Source organism: Pandoraea communis, assembly GCF_902459745.1.
GTDB lineage: Bacteria > Pseudomonadota > Gammaproteobacteria > Burkholderiales > Burkholderiaceae > Pandoraea > Pandoraea communis.
Genome location: NZ_CABPSJ010000001.1, coordinates 757,557 through 780,969, shown reverse-complemented (window position 1 = coordinate 780,969; position 23,413 = coordinate 757,557). Strand labels below are relative to the sequence as shown.

Genomic DNA, 23,413 nt, shown 5'->3' with positions numbered 1-23,413 from the left:
TCGACAGTGCTTTGCAGGAAACCCGTAGTCATGTCGCAAGCGCTTCGTGCCGATCAGGCCCTCGTGTCCCGGGGGCTGGCCGCATCTCGTACCGCCGCTCAACGCCTCATTGATGCCGGTCGCGTGTATTACACCGGCACCGAAACGGCGCTGAAAAAGGCCAGTCAGGTCGTGGCGGGCGACGAAGACCTCGAAGTGCGGGCGGCGGCCGACGGTTTGCCCGGCGAGGACCGCTATGTGTCGCGCGGCGGGTTGAAGCTGGCCGGTGCGCTGGCGCAGACAGGACTCGACGTTGCAGGCCGTGTCGCGCTCGACGTGGGCCTGTCGACCGGCGGCTTTGCGGACTGTCTGTTGCAGGCGGGCGCCGCGCAGGTCGTTGGCGTGGACGTCGGTCACGGGCAACTGCATCAACGTCTGGCGGGCGAGTCGCGTCTCGTCTCGCTCGAAGGGATCAATGCCCGGCATCTGTCGCGCGAGATGCTCGACGAACGTCTGGCGCCGCCCGCAGCGGAAGACGGCACGCACAACACCCAGGTCGCGGCAATCGCCGCCGTACCGGAAGCGGGCTTCGACCTGATCGTCGGAGACGTGTCGTTTATTTCGCTGACGCTGATACTGCCTGCGCTCGCTCCCCTGCTGGCCGCGTCGGGCGATCTGCTGATGCTGGTCAAGCCGCAGTTCGAAGTGGGGCGCGAGCACATCGGTCGCGGAGGCCTCGTGAAAGATGCCGCGCAGTATGCGCAAGTGGAGACAAAAATCCGCACCGCCTGTGAAGCGCTGGGACTGACGGTAGCCGCGTGGCTCGACAGCCCCATCGCCGGGGGTGACGGCAACCGGGAGTTTTTCGTGCATGCGACGCGCGCGGCATGAGCGGCTCTCTCGATAACAAGACGATCATGACGCAACCTTCCTTCAGTTTCGAATTCTTCCCGCCCAAGACCGCCGACGGCGCGGAAAAGCTGCGCGCCACGCGTCAGCAACTGTTCCCGCTGGGCCCCAAATTCGTCTCGGTGACGTTCGGTGCCGGCGGCTCGACGCAGCAGGGTACGCTCGATACGGTCATCGAAATCCAACGCGAAGGCGTGGAAGCGGCGCCGCACCTCTCGTGTGTCGGTTCGACCAAGGAAAATATTCGCCAGATCCTTGAGACGTATCGCGCGAACGGCATCCGTCACATCGTGGCGTTGCGCGGCGATATGCCGTCCGGGATGGGCGAGATCGGCGAGTTCCGTTATGCGTCGGAGCTGGTCGAGTTCATTCGTGCGGAGACGGGCGAATGGTTCCACATCGAGGTGGCGGCCTATCCGGAATACCACCCGCAGGCGAAGTCGCCGCGTCTGGACCTCGAGCATTTCGCCAACAAGGTGAAAGCCGGTGCGAACGCCGCGATCACGCAGTACTTCTTCAATGCAGACGCCTATTTCCGCTTCGTCGACGACGCTTCGCGTCTGGGCGTGGCGGTGCCGATCGTGCCGGGCATCATGCCCATCACGAACTATTCGCAGATGATGCGTTTCTCGGAAATGTGCGGTGCTGAAGTGCCGCGCTGGATTGCCAAGCGCCTCGAGGGCTTCGGCGACGACCGCGAGGCGATCCGCGCCTTCGGGCTCGATGTGGTGACGGTGCTGTGTGAGCGTTTGCTCGCTGGCGGGGCGCCGGGGTTGCACTTCTATACCCTCAACGCTGCTTCGGCGACCAAAACGATGTGGCAGCGCCTCGGTCTGTGAGGCGCCACGCAATCGATGGCTGGTAGGCGGGTGGATTGGAAGTCAATCCTGATCATAATTAAGTGATTTCCTAATCAAAAACACCACAAATAGGCGATTTGCTAGGGATTTGGCGTGTTGTGACGCAAGGGAAGCTTCAGTAATATCCCTCGTGGGCCCGGCGGCCGATCGTCGCCGGGCGTCATCTCAGATCCCGAGGAGCCTATGAAACAGACTCACACCCTGCGTTTGCTTTTGGCTGCGACCTTGCTTGCCGGTGCGGCTGTGATCCCGCCCGCTGCGGCAGTCGAGCTCCCGAACAAAACCCTCGTGTATTGCTCCGAGGGCAGCCCCGCCGGTTTCGATCCGGGGCAACTCACCACTGGCACCGACTTCGATCCTGCCGACGCGATCTATAACCGCCTCATCGCCTTCGTACCGGGAGAAACCGGTGTAATGCCGTCGCTCGCGGAGAAATGGGACATCTCGCCGGACAACAAGGTCTACACGTTCCATCTGCGCCGCGGCGTCAAGTTCCACACCACCGAATACTTCACGCCCACGCGCGACTTCAATGCCGAGGACGTGAAGTTCACTTTCGATCGCATGGGCGATCGGGAGATGCCGTTCCGCAAGGCCTATCCGGCCGAGTTTCCGTATTTCGTCGACATGGGGCTTCAGGCGGACATCGACCGCATCGAGATCGTCGACCCGTACACCGTGCGTTTCGTGCTGAAGAAGGTCGACGCGCCGTTCATTCAGAATCTGGCGATGTCGTTCGCGTCGATCCTCTCGAAGGAATACGCGGACAAGCTGCTCGCGGCGAACAACCCCCGCGACATCGCGCTCAAGCCGGTCGGCACCGGCCCGTTCATCTTCCGCAGCTACACGAAGGACGCCACGCTGCGCATGGATGGCAACAAGGCTTACTGGAATGCGAATCTGCCGCCGAAGGTCGGCAAGCTGATCTTCGCGATCACGACCGACGCGAACGTCCGTATCCAGAAGCTCAAGCGCAACGAATGTCAGGTGGCGACTTACCCGCGTCCGGCTGACGTCGATGCGCTCAAGGCCGATATCTCGGCACAAGGCAAGGCCTCGAAGCTGAAGATGCCCGATCAGGTGGGCTTCAACCTCGGCTACGTGGCGTACAACGTGCAGAAGAAACCGCTCGATCGCGTGGAGGTGCGTCAGGCACTCGACATGGCGATCAACAAGAAGGCGATTCTTCAGTCCGTCTACGGCTCGGCCGGACAATTGTCGAACGGCGCGCCGATGCCGCCCACGCAATGGTCCTACGACAAGAACATCAAGTCGGCCAGCTACGATCCCGAGAAGGCACGCGCACTGCTCGACAAGGCCGGCGTGAAGAATATCGAGATCACGCTGTGGGCAATGCCGGTGCAACGTCCGTACAATCCGAACGGCAAGCTCATGGCTGAAATGATTCAGGCCGACTGGGCGAAGATCGGCGTGAAGGCCAACATCGTCACGTACGAATGGGGCGAGTACATCAAGCGTGCCAAGGCGGGTGAACACGACGCACTGCTCATCGGCTGGACCGGCGACAACGGCGATCCGGACAACTGGCTCGGCGTGCTGCTCGGCTGCGACTCGATGAACGGCAACAACTTCTCGAAGTGGTGCTACAAGCCGTTCGACGACCTCATCAAGCAGGCACGTCAGACCACGGACGTTGCAACGCGTACGAAGCTCTACACGCAAGCGCAGGAGATCTTCGCGCAGCAACTGCCGTTCTCGCCCATCGCGCACTCCACGCAGTACAAGCCGATGGCCACGAACGTGAAGGGCTTCAAGCTCAGCCCGTTCAGCCGCAACAGCTTCGCCGGTGTGTCGCTGGACTGATCGAGTCCCGCAGCACGGCAATCCATAGGCATCAAGCAGGCAGACCCGGCCGCCGCGCCCGGCTCTGCCTGCCGCACCAAGACAAAAGATCGTCTATCACTGATTAACGCGGCACTGCGCCATCCGTCCCTGCGCCGGGGCCGGGCGGTGCGCGAAGCCCCCACGGAACCCTCCTATGCTGAGATTCGTCCTGAGACGACTGGGCATGGTGATCCCGACTTTCATCGGCATCACTATCCTGGCGTTCGCGCTCATACACCTGATTCCTGGCGATCCGATCGAAGTCCTCGTGGGCGAGCGCAACCTCGACCCCGTGATGCACGCGGAAGCAATGAAACGGCTCGGCCTCGACCAGCCGCTCACCACGCAATATTTCGTTTATCTGAAGCACGCGGCGCAGGGCGACCTCGGGCGCTCCATCGTCACCAATGAAGGTGTGCTTCACGAGTTCTTCTCCCGCTTCCCCGCCACGCTGGAACTGGCCCTGTGCGCGATGATCTTCGCGCTTGTGATCGGTTTGCCCGCGGGTGTCGCCGCTTCGCTCAGGCGCGGCAAGATGCTTGACCACACCACGATGGGCGCGGCGCTCACGGGCTACTCCATGCCGATCTTCTGGTGGGGCCTGCTGCTCATCATGCTGTTCTCCGTCGATCTGCAATGGACGCCGGTGTCCGGGCGCATCGGCGTGGAGTACGACGTGCCCAGCGTCACCGGCTTCATGCTGATCGACACATTGCTCTCGGGAGACGAAGGCGCCTTCGGCTCGGCAGTGAGCCATCTGATTCTGCCGACGATCGTGCTCGGCACCGTGCCGCTCGCGGTGATTGCCCGCATGACGCGCTCGGCCATGCTCGAAGTGCTTCGCGAGGACTACATCCGCACGGCACGCGCGAAGGGGCTCTCGCCGTGGCGTGTGATCGTGGTGCATGCGCTGCGCAACGCGCTGATTCCCGTCATTACCGTGATCGGTCTGCAAGTCGGTACCTTGCTCGCCGGCGCGGTGCTCACCGAGAACGTGTTCTCGTGGCCCGGCATCGGCAAATGGCTGATCGATGCCATTCTGCGACGCGACTATCCGGTGGTGCAGGGCGGCATTCTGCTCATCGCGACGGGCGTGATTCTGGTCAACCTGCTGGTCGACGTGCTTTATGGCGTCGTCAACCCGCGCATTCGGCACTGAGGGAGGTCAACGATGAGTGACATGCCTGCTACGCTGCCGCCTCCCGCCGCCGTGACGGCCACGCCTCGCGCGCATCTGGTCCGGGAGTTTCTGCGCAGCTTTACCGCTAACCGTGGCGCGACGGCTGCGGCCATCGTGCTGTTGCTGATGTTTGCGGCGGCAATTTTTGCGCCGCTGATCGCGCCGCACAGTCCCATCGAGCAATACCGCGATTTCGTGAAGGTTCCGCCGGCATGGTTCGAAGGCGGCAACGCCCGGTTCCTGCTCGGGACGGACGAGGCCGGGCGCGACATTCTTTCGCGCCTGATTTTCGGTGCGCGGTTGTCGTTCTGGATCGGCTTGTCGTCGGTGGTGCTTTCGCTGATTCCGGGCATCCTGCTCGGTTTGCTCGCGGCGTTTTTCCCGCGTTGGCTCGATACGCCGATCATGCGCTTGATGGACATGATGATGGCGCTGCCGTCGCTGCTGCTGGCCGTGGCCGTCGTGGCCGTGATCGGTCCGGGGCTCGCCAACACCACCATCGCCATTGCCATCGTGACGTTACCTGCCTACGTGCGTCTGACGCGTGCGGCGGCCATCGGCGAGTTGCAGCGCGAGTATGTCGTGGCTTCGCGCATGGCCGGTGCGGGCACGCTGCGGCTGATGTTCTCGACGGTGCTGCCGAACTGTTCGGCGCCGCTCATCGTGCAGGCCACGCTGAGCTTCTCGGTGGCCATTCTCGATGCGGCGGCGCTCGGCTTTCTCGGCCTGGGCGTGCAACCGCCGCTCGCGGAGTGGGGCTCGATGCTCGCGTCAGCCCGCGACTACATGGAAAGTGCCTGGTGGATTGTCACGCTGCCGGGACTTGCGATCGTCATTTCGGTGCTCGCGATCAATCTGGTCGGCGACGGCCTGCGCGATGCACTCGACCCCAAACTGAAGCGAATCGCATGAGTCTGCTCTCCATTCGAAACCTATCGGTCGACTTCGACGGCGCGCGTGCCGTCGACGCCATCGACCTGAACGTCGGCCTGGGCGAGATTCTCGGCGTGGTCGGGGAATCCGGCTCGGGCAAGAGCGTGACGATGCTCGCGCTCATGGGACTCATCGATGCGCCCGGCCGTGTGCGTGCCGACGAAGTGCGCTTTGACGGACGCGACTTGCTGGGTGCGTCGGCGCGCGAGCGGCGAAGCATCGTCGGGCGCGACGTGTCGATGATCTTTCAGGACGCGCTCACGAGTCTGAATCCGAGCTACACCGTCGGCTACCAGATCGGCGAAGTGCTGCGCCGTCACATGGGACTGCGCGGCAAGGCGTTGAAGGATCGCATCGTCGAACTGCTGGAGCAGGTCGAGATTCCCGATGCGGCCAACCGGCTCGGCGCCTATCCGCATCAACTGTCCGGCGGGATGAACCAGCGCGTGATGATCGCCATGGCGATTGCCTGCCGTCCGAAGCTGCTGATTGCCGACGAGCCGACGACCGCGCTCGACGTCACGATTCAGGCGCAGATCATGGCCCTGCTGCTGCAATTGCAGAAGGACTACGGCATGGCGCTGGTGCTGATTTCGCACGACCTTGCCGTGGTGGCGGAGGTCGCGCACCGGGTGGCTGTCATGTATGCGGGGCAGGTGATCGAAGTCCAGCAGGTGCCGGCGCTGTTCGACGCGCCGCATCATCCGTACACGGAAGCCTTGCTTTCGGCCATTCCCGAGCACAACCGGGGCGTGCGCCGTCTGCGCACGCTGCCGGGGGTGGTGCCGGGCCGGGACGACCGTCCCGTGGGCTGTCTGCTCTCGCCGCGTTGTCCGTACGCCGACGACCATTGCCGCACCGTGCCACCCGCGCTCGAGCCCTATACCGGGCCGCAGGCCATCGGTTCGCCGCTGGTGCGGTGCTTCAAGCCGCTGCCGCATGTGGCGGCAGGCGCACAGACGACAGGAGGGGCGCAATGAGTGAGACCGTTTTCGCGACGCCTCCGGGGGCTCCCGAGGGACCTGTGCCCAACGACAGCGGCAGCGGCCGCGACGGCGGCCCGTTGGTGTTGGCCGCGCAGGAGTTGACGCGCTTCTACACGGTGAACCGCGGATTGATGCGCGCACAGGCCACCGTCAAGGCGTTGAATGGTGTGTCGTTCACGCTGGCTGCGGGTCGCACGTTGGCGGTGGTTGGCGAATCGGGGTGCGGCAAATCGACGCTGGCCCGGGTGTTGACGTTGATCGAACCCCCGACGTCCGGCAGACTCGCCATCGATGCCATCGAGACTACGGGGGCGTCGGCGGGAGCGCTGGCGCCGCTGCGCACGCGCATTCAGATGGTGTTCCAGAACCCATACGCCTCGCTCAATCCTCGTAAGACCGTGGGGCAGGCGCTCGACGAGCCATTGGCTATCAATACCTCGCTCAGCCGTGCGGAGCGGGGCGAGAAGATTGCCGAGATGATGCGCACGGTCGGGCTGCGCCCGGAGCATGTGGCGCGATATCCGCACATGTTCTCGGGGGGGCAGCGGCAGCGGGTGGCGATTGCCCGGGCGATGATCATGTCGCCGGCCATTGTGGTGGCCGACGAGCCCGTTTCGGCCCTGGATGTCTCAATTCAGGCACAGATCCTGAATCTTTTCATGGATTTGCAGGACCGATACGCGACGAGTTACGTGTTCGTGTCGCATAATCTCGCGGTGGTCGAGCATGTGGCCGACGACGTCATGGTGATGTACCTTGGCCGCGCGGTCGAACACGGTCCCAAGGCCGCCGTGTTCGGCAAGCCGCTGCATCCGTACACCAAGGCACTGATGTCGGCGACGCCGGCGATCAAGCCGTCCGAGCGGCGCGTGAAGATTCCGCTGATCGGCGAGCTGCCATCGCCGTTGCGGCCGCCGCCGGGGTGTGCGTTTGCGCCGCGCTGTCCGTATGCCATCGACCGTTGCCGCGGGGAAGTGCCGCAATTGCGCAAGCTCGAAGGACGTCTGGTGGCGTGCCATCGGGTTGAAGACATTGAGGGATAACGAGATTGGGTGGACCACCACGCGCGACGCAGGTGCGCCGGGGCGTTGCATTGACCGGTTGGCTGCTCGGCTGCCTGCTGATGACGCTCGCCGTCACGTTGGACGCCGCGTCGAGCGTGACGCCGGTGGCCATGACGCCGCGCACGCTGCCGCTGGTGGTGCCCGAGCCCGGCGAGGCGCCGCCGGGCGCCAATCTCCCGTTCTACGAAGCCCGCAAGGGCGACATGACCATCTACGTGATGGGCACCCTGCACGTCGGCAAGCCCGACGACTATCCGTTCCGCAAAGTGGTGGTCGATGCGTTGCGCGTGTCGGCGGTGGTGGCGTTCGAGCTGTCGCCCGACGATCTGACGATGTCGCAGGACGATGTCCAGAAGTACGGCATGTGCTCGCGTGCCTGTTTGCCGAAGATGATTCCGGCGCCGTTATGGCGTAAGTTGCGCGACCGCCTGAAAAACAATCCGGCGATGCTTGCCGAGATTCGTCATATGCGTCCGTGGCTGGCGGCGCTGCTCGTCGAGACATTGGATTCGATGGGGGCCGACCTGCAAACGGAGTACGGCACCGAGAACCAGTTGGAGAACATCTATCGCGGGCGTATCGTCGGCCTCGAGTCGCTTGCGGAACAAATGGACGCCTTCACCGGGCTGACGGCAGCCCAGCAGAACGAGTTGCTGGCGCAGGAGCTGGTGCTCACGCCCAAGACGGCGACGGCACAGGTGGAGGAGTTGCATCGCCTGTGGCGCGCGGGAGATGCCGAACTGGTATTCGACTGGTCGCAGGGCAAGTCTGCGCAAGTGCGCCGCAACGTGGCGCTGGCCGACGCCATCGACGAGCGCATTCTGTACTCGCGAAACCGGCGTTTTCTGGCGCGCATGCTGTTCCTGGCAGACTCGGGCAAGCCGGTCTTCGTCGCTATCGGCACACTCCACCTCGGTGGTCCGCATGGCGTGCTGCAACTGCTGCGCGAGCACGGATTTTCGGTCGCGCAACGGTAGCCCCGGGGGCGCACCTCGGAGTAGCGGGCGATCCGGCGGATCCCCCGGGAAATGCGCCGGCGTAGCGCGCCTCTTCAGGGCACGAGCCGTTCAGGATCGCGTGGCACAAACGCGGCTTCCTTCACATTCGATAGGCCGAGGAGCTTCATGATGACCCGCTCGACGCCAAGCCCAAACCCGCCGTGTGGCGCGCAGCCGTAACGGAAGTTGTCCAGATAGTGGGTGATCGACGCAAGATCCACGCCTTTCTCCACCGCCTGCTCACAGAGCACGTCATAGCGATGCTCGCGCACCGCGCCCGTCGTAATCTCGATTCCTTTGAAAATCAGATCGAAGCTCTTCGTGACACCCTGCTCGCGGTTCCATTGGTGATAAAACGGGCGTTTCGCGATCGGATAGTCGCTCACAAAGATCAGGTCGCAGCCGAGTACCTTGTATAGCAGGCTTTCACCTTCATCGGGCAGGTCTTGCGCGGGCCCGAGTGGCATGCCGTGTTCGCCGAGTATGCGTTTGGCCTCGCTCAGGCTCAGATAGGTGGCGGTTGGCTCCAGCGGCAGGTCAACGCCGAATAGCGTTTTCACCTCCTCGGCAAAACGCTGGAGTTGGGCAAACGCATATCTGAGCATCTGCTCCTCGAACGTCATCACGTGCGCGGTCTCGAAGACCCACGCAAGCTCGACGTCCAGCCCCGTGAATTCGGTCATATGCCGGCTGCTCCGGCTTTCTTCTGCCCGAAACACCGGCCCGATTTCGAAGACGCCTTCAAGGCCCGAGGCAATCCCCATCTGTTTGTAGAATTGCGGCGATTGCGCCAAATATGCTTCTGTGTCGAAATAGCCCACGCGAAACACCTGCGCGCCGCTTTCACTGGCGTTACCCATCAGCTTCGGCGTATGCAATTCCGTGAGGCCTCTGCCCAGCGCAAACTCCCGGCACGCGAATTCGAACGCGCTACGCAAGCGCAGCATCAGTTGCCACTTCGGCACCTTCAAGTCCACTACCCGGGCGTTGAAGCGAAGATCGACGCTGCTCGCTTCGGTGATGGGGAACGGCTGTGCTTTGGAAAACACCTCCACCGACAGTACCTGCATTTCCACACCGAACGTCTTACTCTGAGCCGCCGCGATTATCTTGCCGGTTGCGGCGAACGTCGACCCTGTCAGTAATTGGCTCACGCATGCGTGCTCGACGGCCGACGATTTGTCGACAACCAGTTGAAGCTTGCCCGTCGCGTCGTGAGCGAGCAGGAACTGCAAGTTCTTTTGATCTCTCAGCACATCCAGCGTCAGATACAGCGTTACAACCTCGCCAACATGGTGTTTCACGTCTTCGACCCGGGTTCTCATGGGCTTCTACCTCGATAAAAAGTGTGCGGAAATAAAAAAAGGCACTCAGTTCATGAGTGCCTTTGGCTTGACGGTGCTTATTCTCAACAGACAAATAATCTCCTGTCACCCAAAGGCGACAAATTATTATTCAGGCTGAAACGGCTGAAGCAGTACATAGTCCGGAGAGAAGAAGTCAACGTTTCTGGATCGGGTTTCGGTTTGCGCTCACAGCTAACCGCAGCGGCCGCGTCGGGCTAGAAACCCTTCAAAAGGCAACCGCTGGACACCACAGTAACGTATTTCGCGGCAAAGCGCAAAACGGCCTCGACGTACCCCGGAACGTCGATTGAGCCCGTCGGCGCGTCACCTCAAGCCAGCATTCCCCGCGCCTCGATAAAACTGATGATCTCCTGAAGGCCTTTGCCTTCCTTCATGTTCCCCATGACGAAAGGGCGCATGCCGCGCATCTTTTGCGTATCCGAGCGCATGATGTCGAGCGACGCGCCGACGTAGGGGGCGAGATCGGTCTTGTTGATGACGAGGAGGTCCGACTTGGTAATGCCCGGCCCTCCCTTGCGTGGAATCTTCTCGCCGCCTGCAACATCGATGACGTAGATCGTGAGATCCGACAGTTCAGGACTGAACGTGGCGGCGAGGTTGTCGCCGCCCGATTCGATGAAAACCACATCGGCGTCGGGAAAGCGTTCGAGCATGCGCTCGACGGCTTCCAGATTGATCGAGGCGTCTTCGCGAATGGCCGTATGCGGGCAGCCGCCCGTCTCGACGCCAAGAATACGTTCGGGCTCAAGCGCACCGGCCACCGTCAGCAGGCGCTGATCTTCCTTCGTGTAGATGTCGTTGGTGATGACGACGAGATCGTAGCGCTCGCGCATGGCTTTGCAGAGCATCTCGGTCAGGGTGGTTTTACCGGAGCCGACCGGGCCTCCGATGCCGACACGCAGCGGCGGATTCTTCTTGGTACGACGGGCGTTGGCAGAAGTCGTCATGGCGAATGTCGTGGGTGGCGGGGAAAAGGTGAACAGGGAAAAGGGCGAAAAAGCAAAAAGGAGACGCGACGTATCGCGTCTCACGAACGGAACAGGCGCGAATACTGTGTCTCGTGACGCGACGCGAGAATGGCGAGCGCCGGAGAAAACGTATTGATCTCGTCGTCAGGCAGCGATGCTGCCCGGCGGGCCGCTTCGACCACGCGAGGGCGCAGCGCGACAATCACGCGTTGCGCCGCGAGTTGTCCGAGCGGAACCGCCTTGAGCGCACCGGCCACCTGGTTCTCCAGCCAACTGAACGCGTAAGCGACCAGCGTGTCGGCCAGCGGGGCGCCATGGGTCAACGCCGCAAAGGCGAACGCCGTCGCCAACGCCATCGGGCGCAGCGCGGCCAGGTGCTCCCGCTGCGCAGGCTCGCCCCATTCGAGCGAGAGCGCGAGTTGTGTGAGCGACCAGCCCATCTGCTCGGTCTCCGCGCGTAATTCGGCGGCCTCGCGCGTGGCGAGCAGCCAGTCGTTTACGCGGGTGAGCGACGCGATGTCGTTCGCTTGCCAGTGACGCCACTGCCGGGCGAGCAGTGCCATCTCTCCCGTCGTGAAAACGCCATCGAGCTGACTGGCGATCCAGCGCTCGGCACTCGGGGCGTCGTGAACGATGCCGTGCTCGACAGCGGCTTCAAGGCCCTGTGAATAGCTGAAGGCGCCAATGGGCAGCGCCGGCGAGGCGAGATGAAGCAGCGCCGCGAGCGATTGCAGCGACGCGGTGGCAACCGGTTCAGTGAGAGGGCTGGCCAGACTTGCCGTCATCGGTCGGACTCACAGGGAAAGCCTCGCCGCCAGCAGTACTACCGGCCGGCGTATGGGAATGGTCGTGCCCGCAATCGGGGCCATGTACATGATCCGGCATGTGATCGTGACTGCACCCCGGGCCATGAACGTGACCATGATCGTCACCGTGCGAATGAGCATGCGAGTGCCCATGACTATGGTCATGCTCGTGGTCGTGATCGTGCGAATGTCCGTGATGCTCGTGGAACACCTGCTGAGCGATCGCAAAGTCTTCGGCAAAAGTCGCATCGTGACCGTGCTTGTGTCCGCCGCCATAGGCGCCCGCTTCGGGCTCGAACGGCATCAGGGCTTCGGCCACGTCGACATCGAGTCGCAGCAGCATGTCGCGCAGCACCGGATCGAATTCGAGCTTGAGATAGCCGTCGCCGACTTCCACCGGGGTATGCCGGTTGCCCAGGTGGTACGCCGCGCGGGCGAGCGCGAGCGCCGTGGCCGCTGTCACCAGCAACACCGTCTCGGCGGCGGCTTCCACCCGAATGAGGCCACCGTCGTCGGCCACGAGCACGTCGCCGCCGCGCAACACGGTGCCGCGTGGCAGGAACAGGGCGACGTCTTCGCCGGTTTCCAGCGTGGCGCGCAGACGGCTCTTGCTGCGGGCGTCGAACGGCAACACGAGCGCCGGGGCACGGCGCGCGAGCGGCGCAGCGATACGTCCGGCTTCCAGGCGTTTCTCTACACGACGCAGCGTCGACGACGGCACGTTCTGCGCAGAGGCGGGTGATTCGGAATCTTGCGGCATGGATCAGAAAAGGAAGTAGCGTTGCGCCATCGGCAGCACGGTCGCCGGCTCGCACGTCAGCAACTGACCATCCGCGATGACCTGATAGGTCTCGGGGTCGACGCTGATGTGCGGCAACCAGTCGTTGTTGATCATGTTGGCCTTGGTCACCTGCCGGATATTGCGCACCGGCACGATGCGCTTGGTCAGCCCGTAACGGCCAGCCACATCGCCATCGTACGCCGCCTGCGACACGAACGTGAGGCACGTGCGCGCCATCGCCCCGGCGCGTGCGCCGAACATCTCGCGGTAGTGCACCGGCTGGGGTGTCGGGATCGACGCGTTCGGGTCGCCCATGAGCGCCGTCGTAATCATGCCGCCCTTGAGAATCAGCGTCGGCTTCACGCCGAAGAATGCCGGTTCCCACAACACCAGATCGGCCCATTTGCCCACTTCGACCGAGCCGATTTCGTGGGCCATGCCGTGCGTGATCGCGGGGTTGATCGTGTACTTCGCGACGTAACGTTTGACGCGGAAGTTATCGGCCTGCGCCGTATCGGTACCCAGCGCCCCGCGCTGCACCTTCATCTTGTGGGCGGTCTGCCACGTGCGCATGACGACTTCGCCTACGCGCCCCATCGCCTGCGAGTCCGAGGAGATCATCGACAGCGCGCCCAGATCATGCAGGATGTCCTCGGCGGCAATCGTCTCGCGCCGGATGCGCGATTCGGCGAAGGCGATGTCTTCCGCAATGGCCGGATCGAGGTGATGACAGACCATCAACATGTCGAGATGCTCGTCGAGCGTGTTGATGGTGTACGGGCGCGTCGGATTCGTGGACGACGGCAGGACATTGGGCTCGCCGCACACTTTCAGGATGTCAGGTGCGTGTCCGCCCCCGGCGCCTTCGGTGTGATACGTGTGGATCGTACGGCCATTGATTGCCGCAACGGTTGCCTCGACGAAGCCGCCTTCGTTGAGCGTGTCGGTGTGAATCGCGACCTGGGTGTCGGTCGCGTCGGCAACCGACAGGCAGGCGTCGATGGCGGCGGGCGTGGAGCCCCAGTCCTCGTGCAGTTTCAGACCGATGGCGCCGGCTTCGATCTGTTCGAGCAACGGGGCGGGTTGGCTGACATTGCCCTTGCCGAGAAAGCCGAGATTGATCGGCCAGCCGTCGGCGGCTTGCAGCATGCGTTCCATGTGCCACGGCCCGGGCGTGCAGGTGGTGGCGTTCGTGCCGGTGGCGGGGCCGGTGCCGCCGCCGAGCAGCGTGGTCACACCGGACGAGAGTGCCTCCTCGATCTGCTGCGGGCAGATGAAGTGGATGTGCGAGTCGATGCCGCCGGCCGTGACGATCATCCCCTCGCCGGCGATCACTTCCGTCGCACCGCCCAGCGCAATGGTCACGCCGGGCTGGATATCCGGGTTGCCGGCTTTGCCGATGCCCCAGATGCGGCCGTCCTTGAGCCCGATGTCCGCTTTGACGATGCCCCAGTGATCGATGATGACGGCGTTGGTAATGACGGTGTCGACCACATCGGCGCGTGTGCGCTGCGATTGACCCATGCCGTCGCGAATGACCTTGCCGCCGCCGAACTTCACCTCTTCGCCGTAGGTCGTGTAATCGCGCTCGATCTCGATGATGAGTTCGGTGTCCGCTAGTCGCAGGCGGTCACCTGTCGTCGGACCGAACATTTCCGCATAAGCGCGGCGTGAAATCTTCATAGCGCCCCCATGACGCGACCGGCGAAACCGAACACGCGGCGATCTCCCGCCAACGCGACGAGTTCGACGGTACGTTGCTGCCCCGGCTCGAAGCGCACTGCCGTGCCGGCGGCAATATTCAGACGAAAGCCACGCGCCGCTTCGCGGTCGAATTGCAGCGCATCGTTGACTTCATAAAAGTGGAAGTGTGAACCGATCTGGATCGGGCGGTCGCCAGTGTTGGCGACGGTCACGCTGAGGGTCGGGCGACCTTCGTTGAGCGTGATCTCACCCGAGGCGGGCAACAGTTCTCCGGGAATCATGAGCGTCTCCGAAAAGGCGTGACTGCGACTCAGGCCGCTGCGGCGAGCAGCGATACGCCGTACGCCAGCACGCCCGCTCCCAGCAAGCGCGGTACCCATGCCGTGCGACGGCGCAGCGCAACGCCCGCCGCGATACCGATGCCGTGCAGCATGCCGGTCGCGATCAGGAAGCCTGCCATGTAGTGCATTGCGCTCGCCTCAGCCGGCAGTTCGGCGCCGTGAGCGAAACCGTGGAAGATCGCGAACGCGCCCACGATGGCTGCCCCTGCCCAGCCCGGCAGCTTCGCACGCGTGGCGAGCATTAGTCCGAGCACGAGCAGCGAGACGGCGATCATCGGCTCGACACCGGGCAGCGCGAACCAGTGCGACATGCCGAGCAGTCCGCCTGCGGCGAGCATGGCGACGAACGCGACCGGGGCAAGCCAGACGCGCTTGGACGTCAGCGAACTCCACAGGCCGACAACGATCATGGCGCAAAGGTGATCTGCCCCGGTCAGCGGATGCAGAAAGCCGGCGGCGAAGCTGCTCGCGGCGTCGTGCCCCGGATGACCGGGGTGCGCGAGCGCGACGCCCGACGCGGCAAGCAGAGCGAGGCCAGTCGCCGCGCGCGCGAGGTGGCGATGCGCGCGACGGGGGGAATGCGCGGAAGCGCTCAGCGAAGTGGCGGACACTTCGCCGGCGTCATGGGCATTGAGGGAGCGGTCCACTGACATGAGACGTCCTTAGGATGTTGTTATCGACGACGGAGAAACAGGGTACGAAGGGGTACGAAGCGACACCGGACACCGGATCGCACACGAGTGCGAATGCAACGAGGGGCGTGCCGGCAGGGACTCGCATTGGCGCATCTCAGGGAATCGGGTGATGCACGGTGACGAGCTTGGTGCCATCCGGAAAGGTGGCTTCGACCTGAATGTCCGGGATCATCTCGGGCACGCCGTCCATGACGTCCTCGCGCGTGAGCAGCGTGGTGCCGTAGTGCATCAGATCGGCCACGGTGCGTCCGTCTCGTGCGGCTTCCATGAGGGCGGCGCTGATGAAGGCCACGGCCTCCGGATAGTTGAGCTTCAGGCCGCGCGCACGCCGGCGTTCGGCGAGCAGGGCGGCGGTGAAGATGAGCAGCTTGTCTTTTTCGCGCGGAGTGAGCTTCATCGTGACGAAGAAATTTCAATGCCAAGGGTTCAGTGGGATGACGCTGCTGCCGCACATCATAGGCGCGCGCTCACGTCTGCGCCACCGGGTTTTGCGGTTGAGCCGGCACGCACCAGATTTGTGCGGCGCGCGGGCGCGGGCGACGTCATGCTTCGGCGTTTTCATTGACAGATGAACCGCTGCAACTCCGGCGTCGCCGGCTGTGTGAAGAGCTGCTCCGGTTCGCCTGACTCCCAGATCTTGCCCTGATGCATGAACACCACGCGATCCGATACGTGACGGGCGAAGCGCATCTCGTGCGTGACGAGAATCAGCGTCATGCCCTCGGCGGCGAGGTCTTCGAGCACCTTGAGCACTTCGGCCACCAGTTCGGGATCGAGCGCCGAGGTGATCTCGTCACACAGCAGCACCGCAGGGTTCATGGCGAGCGAGCGCGCAATCGCCACGCGTTGCTGCTGCCCCCCCGAGAGTTGCGACGGGTAGCTGTCGAACTTGTCGGCCAGCCCCACTTTGGCGAGCATGGTGCGGGCGACTTCGCGCGCGTCGGCACTTGAGGTCTTTTTCACGACCTTCTGCGCGAGCATCACGTTCTCACCGGCCGACAGATGCGGAAACAGGTTGTACTGCTGGAACACCATGCCGACCTTCAGGCGCAGGGCGCGCAGGTCGGTGTCGCGTGCGCCGACGTGCACGCCGTCGACGGCGACGCTGCCCGCGTCGAACCGCTCAAGGCCGTTGAGCGTGCGCAGCAGCGTGCTCTTGCCCGAGCCGCTCTTGCCGATGATCGATACCACCTGACCCCGCTCGACGTCCATGTCGATGCCCTTGAGCACCGGGTTCTCGCCGAAGCGCTTTTGCATGCCCCTGACTTCAATGAGCGACATGGAGTTTCCTTTCAAGATGACGCGCCCACAGCGACAGCGGATAGCAGGCAGCGAAGTAGAGCAGAGCGACGAGGCCGTACACGGTGAATGGCTGGAAGGTCGCATTGGTCAGCATGGTGCCGGTCTTGGTCAGTTCGTCGAAGCCGATGATCGACGCGAGCGCCGTGCTCTTGACCACCTGCACCGAGAAGCCGACCGTGGGCGCGATGGCGATGCGCAGCGCCTGCGGCAGGATGACGTGACGCAGTTGCTCGCCGTAGCGCATGGCGAGGCTCGACGACGCTTCCCACTGACCGTGCGGAATCGCGTCGACGCAGCCGCGCCAGATTTCCGTCAGGTAGGCGCTTGTGTAGAGCGTGAGGCAGACGGCTGCGGCTACCCACGGCGAAACGTCCAGGCCGAGCAACGGCAGGCCGAAGAACACCAGAAACAGCTGCATGAGCAGCGGCGTGCCCTGAAAGATTTCGATGTACAGCGCTACGGCATTCGCCGCCCATTGCACGCGTCCGACGCGCACCACGAGCAGCATCAACGCCACCAGCCCGCCGAAGACGAAGGCGATGGCCGAGAGCGCGAGCGTCCAGCGTCCGGCCAGCAGCAGGCCGTACAACATGTCCCACGTGGAGAACTCGGTCATCGTGCACCTCCCCTGACCTTGACCGTGCCGCGAAAGAGGCGGCGCGCGCAGCGCATCAATACGCGGCGCAGCGCAATCGCGAGCACGAGATACAGCGCGGTGACGATCAGATAGCTCTCGAACGCCCGGAAGGTGCGCGACTGCACGAAGTTGGCGGCGTACGACAGATCGGGTACGGAGATTTGCGAGACGACAGCCGAACCGAGCATCACGATCACGATCTGGCTGGCGAGCGCCGGAAACACCTTGGCGAACGCCTGCGGCAGGATCACGTGACGCAGGATCTGGCCGCGCGTCATGGCGAGCGACAACCCGGCTTCGGATAGCCCGCGCGGCACGGCACGCATGCCCGCGCGAATGATCTCGGTGGCGTACGCGCCGAGGTTTACGCTCATGGCGACGATGGCGGCAGTCGTCTCGTCGATATGAATGCCGAGGCTGGGCAGCCCGAAGAAGATGAAAAAGAGCTGCACGATGAACGGCGTGTTGCGGATCAGTTCGACGTACACACCCGCGACGGCCTTGAGCCACGTTGGCCCTTCCTCGCGGGCGACGGCGCACAGCGCACCGACGACCACGCCCACGACCGTGGACACGGCCGTGAGGGCAACCGTCAGTGCGGCGCCGCGCACGAAGAGCATCAGGTATTGCCGCAGATCGGCAAAGTCGAGGACGTAATGCATGTGAAGCCGGTGATGAGTCTCGGGGTGAGGCGGGCCGGAAAGCGCGTGCAGATCAGAGGTCGGCCGGCAGCGGCATGCCGAGCCACTTCTGCGAGATCTTGCCGAGCGAGCCGTCCTTCTTCGACGCCGTGAGGATGTCGTTGACCTTGGCGAGCAGTCGCGGCTGGTTCTTGTTCAGGCCGACGAAGCAGGGCGAATTCTTGATCAGGAATTTCGGCTCCGGCAGCTTGGGCGGATGCTTGGCGAGAATCGCGGCGGCCACGACGTTGCCCGTGGCGACCAGTTGCACCTGACCCGAGAGGAAGGCCGAGATCGTGCCGTTGTTGTCTTCGAAGCGTTTGATCGTAACGTCGGCCGGCGCGATCTTCGACAGTTCAAGGTCTTCGACGGCGCCGCGCGTCACACCGATGGTCTTGCCCGAGAGGTCGGCAGGCTTGGTCACCACCAGATCCTTCGGTCCGAAGACGCCGTTGTAGAACGGCGCGTACGCTTCCGAGAAGTCGATGACCTTCTCGCGCTCGGCGTTCTTGCCGAGGCTGGAGATCACGAGGTCGGCTTTGTTCGTCGTGAGGTAGGGCACGCGATTGGCGCTCGTCACGGGAACCAGTTCGAGCTTCACGCCCATGCCCTTGGCGAGCAGGGCAGCCGTGTCGATGTCATAGCCGGCCGGTTTCATGTCCGGGCCGATGGAGCCGAACGGCGGGAAGTCCTGCGGCACGGCCACGCGCAGGGTGCCGCGCTTGACGATGTCGTCAAGTTCGTCGGCGTGTGCGGCGCGCGGCATCGCCACCGTGAAGGCAGCGATCGCGCTGGCGGCGAGCATCAACGTGGTGAAGGCGCGGCGGGCACGGGCACGCGCGCCGAGCGTAGCGGTAACGGCTTCATGAGAGACGGCGGTACGGGTGAACGGCAGCATGACGGCAACCTCGGGTATCGGGGGCGAAGTATTCCGGCAACAGGAGTGTTCCGGCGGCCGGATCATCTGGTCTGACCGGTCGATACAGTGAGGTAGCAGGAATCGTGCCCGAGGGTGTCACGCTGAGATAACTGTGGCAGGGCGTGGCTGCTGCGCCGTGCGCCGGGGATCTGAGCGGACGCCGAGTCGAAGCGGGGGCCTCTTGTTGGTGCAATCCAGCAGTGGGTACGCAAGCATTCCCTGTATTGGTGCATTCGATCATTTTGTGCGGCCGACGATCGGCCGGCGCGCGCTCAGGCGTCAGGGGGTGGGAGGACGCGTGGCGTTCTGCGCACTCCAGATACCGCTTTCGCTGCGTTTGACTGTCACGGACGAAACCTGACCGTAGGGCGTAAGGACGCATCGAACGTTGTCGGGGCCTCTCGGGGCGACCCGGAACGTGAATCCTTCGGCTCGGACGAAGCCGTCGCCTCGCTCGTCGAGCCGTACACCGTCGGCGTTCGGTTGCGGTAATCCTTCGGGCTCTTCCACGGCGAGATGTTCGAAAGGGGAGACGGCTTTCGTCATATCCCAACTGTGATCGGAACCCGAACGGAAGGCGCATGCGGTGACGTCATGGTTGGCGAACGGAACGTGACGCTTGATTCCCGCCGGAAGCGGGCCGGACGATTTCTCTTTGTTCGCATGCAATTCGTAAAGCTGCGCCGACCTCGGATCGTGTTCGATCAAGACGTCGGTCAAAACGCCGGGGCCGCACATGCGATTTATCTCGTAGTACGGGATGGAATCCTCGAATGCGAATTGCGGCTTGTAGTGCCCCTTTTCCATTCGGACATAGCCTTGGTAATTGGCGCCGCAGCGGTCGATGACCTCAAGCAGCAACTCGTTTCCTGCGCGCGCCGCGAATGGGCAACTGGGGAAGAAGATGCCCTCACCGTGTTTGGGTGACAAGGAGTAGGGCATCTGATGAAGGATCTCGTCGGGGGCTGCATTCAGCCGTTGGAAATCGATGGGTGTCAGTAATTCGTCGTCGGCGTCGAAATACACACCGCCGGTGCGGTACACGGCTGGATAGCGCAGGGTGTCAGAGGCCATGGCGAATTTCCCGGCGGCCATGCAACGCTCGTAAAAGGCATAGGTGTCGCCGTGCGCTATCGAAAAGGCGTTGCCAAACGCACTGTCTCTCACCCGTACCAGTGTTACGTTCGGACATTGGCGTAACGCGCATCCGGCGTCGAAACCGCTGCGCGTGGCGAGCGCTTCAAGCTCGATATCCCGCGTCTCGCTGTCGATATAGAGAAGCAGCGTCGCGTCCGGATTCAACCGGGCCGCGTGCAGCATATTGTTGTAATTCGCGCCGCTGATTCGGTTCCCGCCGACCCAGATGTAACTAACGATGTTCGGCACCGGCTCGCGCATGGCTTCGTCGAGACGGAAGACTTTCGCGGTTGAAGCGACTGGGGGCGGGCCAAGGTCGGGAGCGCGTCCCCAATCGACGAAGTTGTCGCCGAAGGCCTCGGGGATGTCGTTGTCGCCGGCGGCCTCTCCGAACGGCGCAGGTGTTGCGCGCGTCTGGATGGCGTGCGGGTGTGCGCCAGTCGTCACGCCGAACACGCTTTGATAATGAGGTACCTGTCTTGTCGTGCTGAAGTCCTGCGCGAAGCGATACGGCCGGCCTCTGAAGGCATCCGCATGGGGCGCAAGAGACGAGATGGACGAGCCAGCGCTAACCCCGCTAGCCGATGACGACGTGCTGCAACTCGATTTCACGAGACACTCCCCTTTTCGGAACGATGCGATGCGCGCGCCGGAAACCGGCGGACGTGCATCGAATTCTTGCCGAGTGCAGGGTAAGCGCAGAAGATACCGGGGCGTTTTGGGAGGTGTCCTCGGACATGGCGCAAAGATACCGCCCTATGCGGATCGCATTCGATCGATGTGCACGCGGCGTAGCGTGGATGCGCGCGACATCGCCATCACGTCGACCACAGGCGCAACGGTTCGGCGGGCACGCCATGGACCAACGGGCGCAGCCTGAGCCAATGCGAGATCAGCAACTGCCGCACCGTCTCCATGTCGTGACCGAGCACGCGCAGCACGAGCACATTGCCGGGCAAGCACGTGACGCCTGCGCGCAAGTCGTCGTTGAACGGCAGCCATTGCGCGAGCGATTCGGCCAGCTCTCGCGTGCACGCGTCGCTCACCGCCCACAGCGCGGCGAAGACCGGGAATCCCGCGAGACCGGTGGTGCCCGTTCGTTGCGCGTCGCCGGCGCCGAGCACGGCTTGTTCGGCCCACAGCAGGCGATCTTTCGCGTCGCGCAGTTCGAAGTTCGAACGCCAGCGGCCTTGCGTCCACTGTTCCCCGGCGGCCTGACGGCCGAGCAAGGTGGCGTCCCAACCGATCACGGTCGCGCCGTCGCCAAGCCGCACGGTGATGCGCTGGCGGGCGTCGGCCTGCTCGAACACGATGTTCTCGAGCGGCAGCCAATCGAGCTTCGCGCCATCGTGCACGGTAAGGGTGACCTCCTGCGTGCCGAAGCGGCCCGGCGACTTGTACCACTTGGTCGCGCCGGGTGTGGTGAGCACCGCGTGCGCGCTGTCACCGACATCGACGTCGATGGACAGCGTGTCGCCGCCCGCAATGCCGCCGGGTGGATGCACGACTACGGCATGACATATGCCCGGGCCTTCCGGATGAAGGGATTTCTGGACGACGAGCGGGCCTTGATGGCGACGCGTGGCGAGCACCGTGCGCGCCTCGTGTCGCGCGAAGCCCAGTGTCAGCTCGGCATGCCAGCCGGTGGGGGACGCGTGCAGGGAATTCATGAAAGAGGGGAGGCCGTGGATGCCGCGAATCTAGCACGCGGCGGGCATGTGCGGCAGTACAGCGCGCAGGGCGCGCGTCACACCGCCACCATGTGCCGCACGCCGTCGGCCTCCATGTCCTTGCCGAGTCCGCTTGCCACGATGGCGCCGCGACTCATCACGCGATAGTGATCGGCGAGTTCGAGCGCGAAGTCGTAATACTGTTCGACAAGCAGCACCGTCATGCCGCGTTCGTCGACCAGCCGGCGCAACGTCGCGCCGATGTCCTTGATGATGGACGGTTGAATGCCTTCGGTCGGCTCGTCGAGAATCAGCAATTGCGGATCGCTCATGAGGGCGCGGCCGATGGCGAGTTGCTGCTGCTGCCCGCCGGACAGATCGCCGCCACGACGCTGCTTCATGTCGCGTAGCACCGGGAAGAGTTCGTAGATGTGTTCGGGCACACCGCGTTTGGCCTCGCGAGCGGGGCGGCTCGCCGCACCGATCAGCAGATTCTCTTCGACGCTCAACCGGGGGAAGATATCGCGCCCCTGCGGCACGTAGGCGAGTCCGCTTGCCACGCGTGCATACGGTGGCGCGGAGGTGAGCGTATGGCCGCGCCACGCGATACTGCCGGACTTCACGGGCACCACGCCCATGAGGCATTTGAGCAGCGTCGTTTTGCCAACGCCGTTGCGCCCGAGCAGCACGGTGAGTTGCGCGTCGGGCACGGTGAACTCCACGTTGCGCAGGATGTGGCTGCCGCTGTAGTACTGATTGAGTGCGTGAATTTCCAGCATGGTCAGCGTCCCAGATACGATTCGATCACGCGTTCGTCGCGCTGCACGACATCGAGCGTGCCTTCGGCGAGCACCCGCCCTTCGGCCATCACGGTGACGAGACCTGTCTCGCCCGCGAGCGCGGCAACGAACGCCATGTCGTGCTCGACCACCATCATCGAGCAATGACCGCGCAGGCGGTTGAGTAACTCGGCGAGCTGCGCGGTCTCTTCATCGGTCATGCCGGCGGCGGGTTCGTCGAGCAGCAGAAGTTGCGGCTGCTGCATGAGCAACATGCCGATCTCCAGCCGCTGCTTCTGCCCGTGCGACAACTGCCCTGCGCGCACATGCGCCTGATGTTCCAGATGCGTGAGTGCGAGCACTTCTTCGATGCGATGACGGATGGCCGGCGTGAGCATGGCCCACAGCGAGCGGAACCAGCGCTTGTCGCCCGCACAGGCAAGTTCGAGGTTTTCCCACACGCTGTGGTGCTCGAACACCGTCGGCTTCTGAAATTTGCGGCCAACGCCAGCCTGCGCAATGGCAGGCTCGTCGAGCCGCGTGAGGTCGAGTGTCTGACCGAGGTACGCGCGTCCGGCGTCGGGGCGGGTCTTGCCGGTAATGACGTCCATCATGGTCGTCTTGCCCGCGCCGTTCGGGCCGATGATGCAGCGCAGCTCGTCGGTCTTGATCGACAGCGACAGGTCGTTCAGGGCACGAAAGCCGTCGAACGATACGGAGATGTTCTCCACATACAGGATGAGGCCGTGCGAGGTATCGATCTCGCCCGGCACCACGAAGTGCGACATGCCGGTGGTGTCGCCGCTGACGTTCACGGCGACGGAGGCATCGGGCGCGTCTGCGAGTTGCCAACTGATATCGGCCATGTAATTG

At 63.6% G+C, this 23,413-nt stretch carries 23 protein-coding genes and 1 pseudogene; 8 read left to right on the top strand and 16 right to left on the bottom strand.

Features of this window, described 5'->3' with window-relative positions; genetic code table 11:
- Positions 1 to 30: 30 nt before the first annotated feature.
- The 8 genes from PCO31110_RS03645 (at position 31) to PCO31110_RS03610 (ending at position 8,733) form a co-directional block, all read left to right on the top strand.
- Positions 31 to 870 (top strand): TlyA family RNA methyltransferase, encoded by an 840-nt coding sequence (locus tag PCO31110_RS03645; RefSeq protein ID WP_150689643.1) that lies wholly within the window; start codon positions 31 to 33, stop codon positions 868 to 870.
- Positions 871 to 896: 26 nt separating this feature from the next.
- On the top strand, positions 897 to 1,727 hold the full coding sequence (gene metF, locus PCO31110_RS03640; protein ID WP_150689642.1) for a methylenetetrahydrofolate reductase [NAD(P)H]: 831 nt from the start codon (positions 897 to 899) through the stop codon (positions 1,725 to 1,727).
- A gap of 204 nt (positions 1,728 to 1,931) precedes the next feature.
- Entirely contained in the window at positions 1,932 to 3,572 is a 1,641-nt protein-coding gene (locus tag PCO31110_RS03635; protein ID WP_150689641.1) for an ABC transporter substrate-binding protein, read from the top strand.
- 175 nt (positions 3,573 to 3,747) lie between these two features.
- Positions 3,748 to 4,752, top strand: coding sequence for an ABC transporter permease subunit (locus tag PCO31110_RS03630; protein ID WP_010805562.1), 1,005 nt, complete (start codon positions 3,748 to 3,750; stop codon positions 4,750 to 4,752).
- Between the two features lie 12 nt (positions 4,753 to 4,764).
- Complete coding sequence (locus PCO31110_RS03625; RefSeq protein WP_010805561.1) at positions 4,765 to 5,685, top strand: ABC transporter permease subunit; 921 nt, start codon at positions 4,765 to 4,767, stop codon at positions 5,683 to 5,685.
- A complete protein-coding gene (locus tag PCO31110_RS03620) occupies positions 5,682 to 6,686 on the top strand; it encodes an ABC transporter ATP-binding protein (protein WP_150689640.1) in 1,005 nt (334 codons plus the stop codon). Before PCO31110_RS03625 ends, PCO31110_RS03620 begins: the two co-directional genes overlap by 4 nt.
- Positions 6,683 to 7,735 (top strand): peptide ABC transporter ATP-binding protein, encoded by a 1,053-nt coding sequence (locus tag PCO31110_RS03615; protein WP_246189709.1) that lies wholly within the window; start codon positions 6,683 to 6,685, stop codon positions 7,733 to 7,735. The genes PCO31110_RS03620 and PCO31110_RS03615 overlap by 4 nt, the downstream gene beginning before the upstream one ends.
- A gap of 5 nt (positions 7,736 to 7,740) precedes the next feature.
- Positions 7,741 to 8,733, top strand: a complete 993-nt coding sequence (locus PCO31110_RS03610) for a TraB/GumN family protein (RefSeq protein ID WP_010805558.1) — start codon at positions 7,741 to 7,743, stop codon at positions 8,731 to 8,733.
- Positions 8,734 to 8,807: 74 nt separating this feature from the next.
- Here the strand turns inward: PCO31110_RS03610 and aspS are convergent, their stop codons facing one another.
- From aspS to urtD, 16 genes and pseudogenes are all read right to left on the bottom strand, one after another.
- The gene (aspS, locus tag PCO31110_RS03605; RefSeq protein WP_150689639.1) at positions 8,808 to 10,079 is read right to left on the bottom strand and encodes an aspartate--tRNA(Asn) ligase; all 1,272 of its coding nucleotides are present in this window, start codon (positions 10,077 to 10,079) and stop codon (positions 8,808 to 8,810) included.
- Positions 10,080 to 10,429: 350 nt separating this feature from the next.
- Positions 10,430 to 11,068 (bottom strand): urease accessory protein UreG, encoded by a 639-nt coding sequence (gene ureG, locus PCO31110_RS03600; RefSeq protein ID WP_150689638.1) that lies wholly within the window; start codon positions 11,066 to 11,068, stop codon positions 10,430 to 10,432.
- A gap of 80 nt (positions 11,069 to 11,148) precedes the next feature.
- A complete protein-coding gene (locus PCO31110_RS03595; protein ID WP_150618895.1) occupies positions 11,149 to 11,874 on the bottom strand; it encodes an urease accessory protein UreF in 726 nt (241 codons plus the stop codon).
- An 88-nt stretch (positions 11,875 to 11,962) separates the two neighbouring features.
- Positions 11,963 to 12,601 (bottom strand): annotated as a pseudogene (ureE, locus tag PCO31110_RS03590) (urease accessory protein UreE); the annotation flags it as partial.
- A 57-nt stretch (positions 12,602 to 12,658) separates the two neighbouring features.
- A complete protein-coding gene (gene ureC, locus PCO31110_RS03585; RefSeq protein WP_010805554.1) occupies positions 12,659 to 14,359 on the bottom strand; it encodes an urease subunit alpha in 1,701 nt (566 codons plus the stop codon).
- Positions 14,356 to 14,661: an urease subunit beta gene (locus tag PCO31110_RS03580; protein WP_010805553.1), complete on the bottom strand. Its 306-nt coding sequence runs from the start codon at positions 14,659 to 14,661 to the stop codon at positions 14,356 to 14,358. The genes ureC and PCO31110_RS03580 overlap by 4 nt, the downstream gene beginning before the upstream one ends.
- Before the next feature lie 29 nt (positions 14,662 to 14,690).
- Positions 14,691 to 15,374 (bottom strand): HupE/UreJ family protein, encoded by a 684-nt coding sequence (locus tag PCO31110_RS03575; RefSeq protein ID WP_150689637.1) that lies wholly within the window; start codon positions 15,372 to 15,374, stop codon positions 14,691 to 14,693.
- A 136-nt stretch (positions 15,375 to 15,510) separates the two neighbouring features.
- Positions 15,511 to 15,813, bottom strand: a complete 303-nt coding sequence (locus PCO31110_RS03570; RefSeq protein WP_010805551.1) for an urease subunit gamma — start codon at positions 15,811 to 15,813, stop codon at positions 15,511 to 15,513.
- A gap of 161 nt (positions 15,814 to 15,974) precedes the next feature.
- Positions 15,975 to 16,697: an amino acid ABC transporter ATP-binding protein gene (locus tag PCO31110_RS03565; protein ID WP_010805550.1), complete on the bottom strand. Its 723-nt coding sequence runs from the start codon at positions 16,695 to 16,697 to the stop codon at positions 15,975 to 15,977.
- Positions 16,684 to 17,334, bottom strand: coding sequence for an amino acid ABC transporter permease (locus tag PCO31110_RS03560; protein WP_010805549.1), 651 nt, complete (start codon positions 17,332 to 17,334; stop codon positions 16,684 to 16,686). The genes PCO31110_RS03565 and PCO31110_RS03560 overlap by 14 nt, the downstream gene beginning before the upstream one ends.
- Positions 17,331 to 18,017 carry an amino acid ABC transporter permease gene (locus PCO31110_RS03555; RefSeq protein ID WP_150689636.1) on the bottom strand — a complete coding sequence of 229 codons (687 nt, stop codon included), beginning with the start codon at positions 18,015 to 18,017 and terminating at the stop codon, positions 17,331 to 17,333. The genes PCO31110_RS03560 and PCO31110_RS03555 overlap by 4 nt, the downstream gene beginning before the upstream one ends.
- Before the next feature lie 52 nt (positions 18,018 to 18,069).
- Positions 18,070 to 18,840 (bottom strand): transporter substrate-binding domain-containing protein, encoded by a 771-nt coding sequence (locus tag PCO31110_RS03550; protein ID WP_036663892.1) that lies wholly within the window; start codon positions 18,838 to 18,840, stop codon positions 18,070 to 18,072.
- A 393-nt stretch (positions 18,841 to 19,233) separates the two neighbouring features.
- Positions 19,234 to 20,352 carry a glycosyltransferase gene (locus tag PCO31110_RS03545; protein WP_150689635.1) on the bottom strand — a complete coding sequence of 373 codons (1,119 nt, stop codon included), beginning with the start codon at positions 20,350 to 20,352 and terminating at the stop codon, positions 19,234 to 19,236.
- Positions 20,353 to 20,909: 557 nt separating this feature from the next.
- On the bottom strand, positions 20,910 to 21,761 hold the full coding sequence (locus PCO31110_RS03540) for an urease accessory protein UreD (protein ID WP_150689634.1): 852 nt from the start codon (positions 21,759 to 21,761) through the stop codon (positions 20,910 to 20,912).
- A 77-nt stretch (positions 21,762 to 21,838) separates the two neighbouring features.
- Complete coding sequence (gene urtE, locus PCO31110_RS03535) at positions 21,839 to 22,540, bottom strand: urea ABC transporter ATP-binding subunit UrtE (RefSeq protein ID WP_010805544.1); 702 nt, start codon at positions 22,538 to 22,540, stop codon at positions 21,839 to 21,841.
- A 2-nt stretch (positions 22,541 to 22,542) separates the two neighbouring features.
- Positions 22,543 to 23,406, bottom strand: coding sequence for an urea ABC transporter ATP-binding protein UrtD (urtD, locus tag PCO31110_RS03530; RefSeq protein WP_036663885.1), 864 nt, complete (start codon positions 23,404 to 23,406; stop codon positions 22,543 to 22,545).
- Positions 23,407 to 23,413: the final 7 nt, after the last annotated feature.

Bases quoted from the DNA above. Each gene is read 5' to 3' on its own strand.
- PCO31110_RS03645 (WP_150689643.1), top strand. From the start codon at position 31: ATGTCGCAAGCGCTTCGTGCCGATCAGGCCCTCGTGTCCCGGGGGCTG.
- metF (WP_150689642.1), top strand. From the start codon at position 897: ATGACGCAACCTTCCTTCAGTTTCGAATTCTTCCCGCCCAAGACCGCC.
- PCO31110_RS03635 (WP_150689641.1), top strand. From the start codon at position 1,932: ATGAAACAGACTCACACCCTGCGTTTGCTTTTGGCTGCGACCTTGCTT.
- PCO31110_RS03630 (WP_010805562.1), top strand. From the start codon at position 3,748: ATGCTGAGATTCGTCCTGAGACGACTGGGCATGGTGATCCCGACTTTC.
- PCO31110_RS03625 (WP_010805561.1), top strand. From the start codon at position 4,765: ATGAGTGACATGCCTGCTACGCTGCCGCCTCCCGCCGCCGTGACGGCC.
- PCO31110_RS03620 (WP_150689640.1), top strand. From the start codon at position 5,682: ATGAGTCTGCTCTCCATTCGAAACCTATCGGTCGACTTCGACGGCGCG.
- PCO31110_RS03615 (WP_246189709.1), top strand. From the start codon at position 6,683: ATGAGTGAGACCGTTTTCGCGACGCCTCCGGGGGCTCCCGAGGGACCT.
- aspS (WP_150689639.1), bottom strand. From the start codon at position 10,079: ATGAGAACCCGGGTCGAAGACGTGAAACACCATGTTGGCGAGGTTGTA.
- ureG (WP_150689638.1), bottom strand. From the start codon at position 11,068: ATGACGACTTCTGCCAACGCCCGTCGTACCAAGAAGAATCCGCCGCTG.
- PCO31110_RS03595 (WP_150618895.1), bottom strand. From the start codon at position 11,874: ATGACGGCAAGTCTGGCCAGCCCTCTCACTGAACCGGTTGCCACCGCG.
- ureC (WP_010805554.1), bottom strand. From the start codon at position 14,359: ATGAAGATTTCACGCCGCGCTTATGCGGAAATGTTCGGTCCGACGACA.
- PCO31110_RS03580 (WP_010805553.1), bottom strand. From the start codon at position 14,661: ATGATTCCCGGAGAACTGTTGCCCGCCTCGGGTGAGATCACGCTCAAC.
- PCO31110_RS03575 (WP_150689637.1), bottom strand. From the start codon at position 15,374: ATGTCAGTGGACCGCTCCCTCAATGCCCATGACGCCGGCGAAGTGTCC.
- PCO31110_RS03570 (WP_010805551.1), bottom strand. From the start codon at position 15,813: ATGAAGCTCACTCCGCGCGAAAAAGACAAGCTGCTCATCTTCACCGCC.
- PCO31110_RS03565 (WP_010805550.1), bottom strand. From the start codon at position 16,697: ATGTCGCTCATTGAAGTCAGGGGCATGCAAAAGCGCTTCGGCGAGAAC.
- PCO31110_RS03560 (WP_010805549.1), bottom strand. From the start codon at position 17,334: ATGACCGAGTTCTCCACGTGGGACATGTTGTACGGCCTGCTGCTGGCC.
- PCO31110_RS03555 (WP_150689636.1), bottom strand. From the start codon at position 18,017: ATGCATTACGTCCTCGACTTTGCCGATCTGCGGCAATACCTGATGCTC.
- PCO31110_RS03550 (WP_036663892.1), bottom strand. From the start codon at position 18,840: ATGCTCGCCGCCAGCGCGATCGCTGCCTTCACGGTGGCGATGCCGCGC.
- PCO31110_RS03545 (WP_150689635.1), bottom strand. From the start codon at position 20,352: ATGCGCGAGCCGGTGCCGAACATCGTTAGTTACATCTGGGTCGGCGGG.
- PCO31110_RS03540 (WP_150689634.1), bottom strand. From the start codon at position 21,761: ATGAATTCCCTGCACGCGTCCCCCACCGGCTGGCATGCCGAGCTGACA.
- urtE (WP_010805544.1), bottom strand. From the start codon at position 22,540: ATGCTGGAAATTCACGCACTCAATCAGTACTACAGCGGCAGCCACATC.
- urtD (WP_036663885.1), bottom strand. From the start codon at position 23,406: ATGGCCGATATCAGTTGGCAACTCGCAGACGCGCCCGATGCCTCCGTC.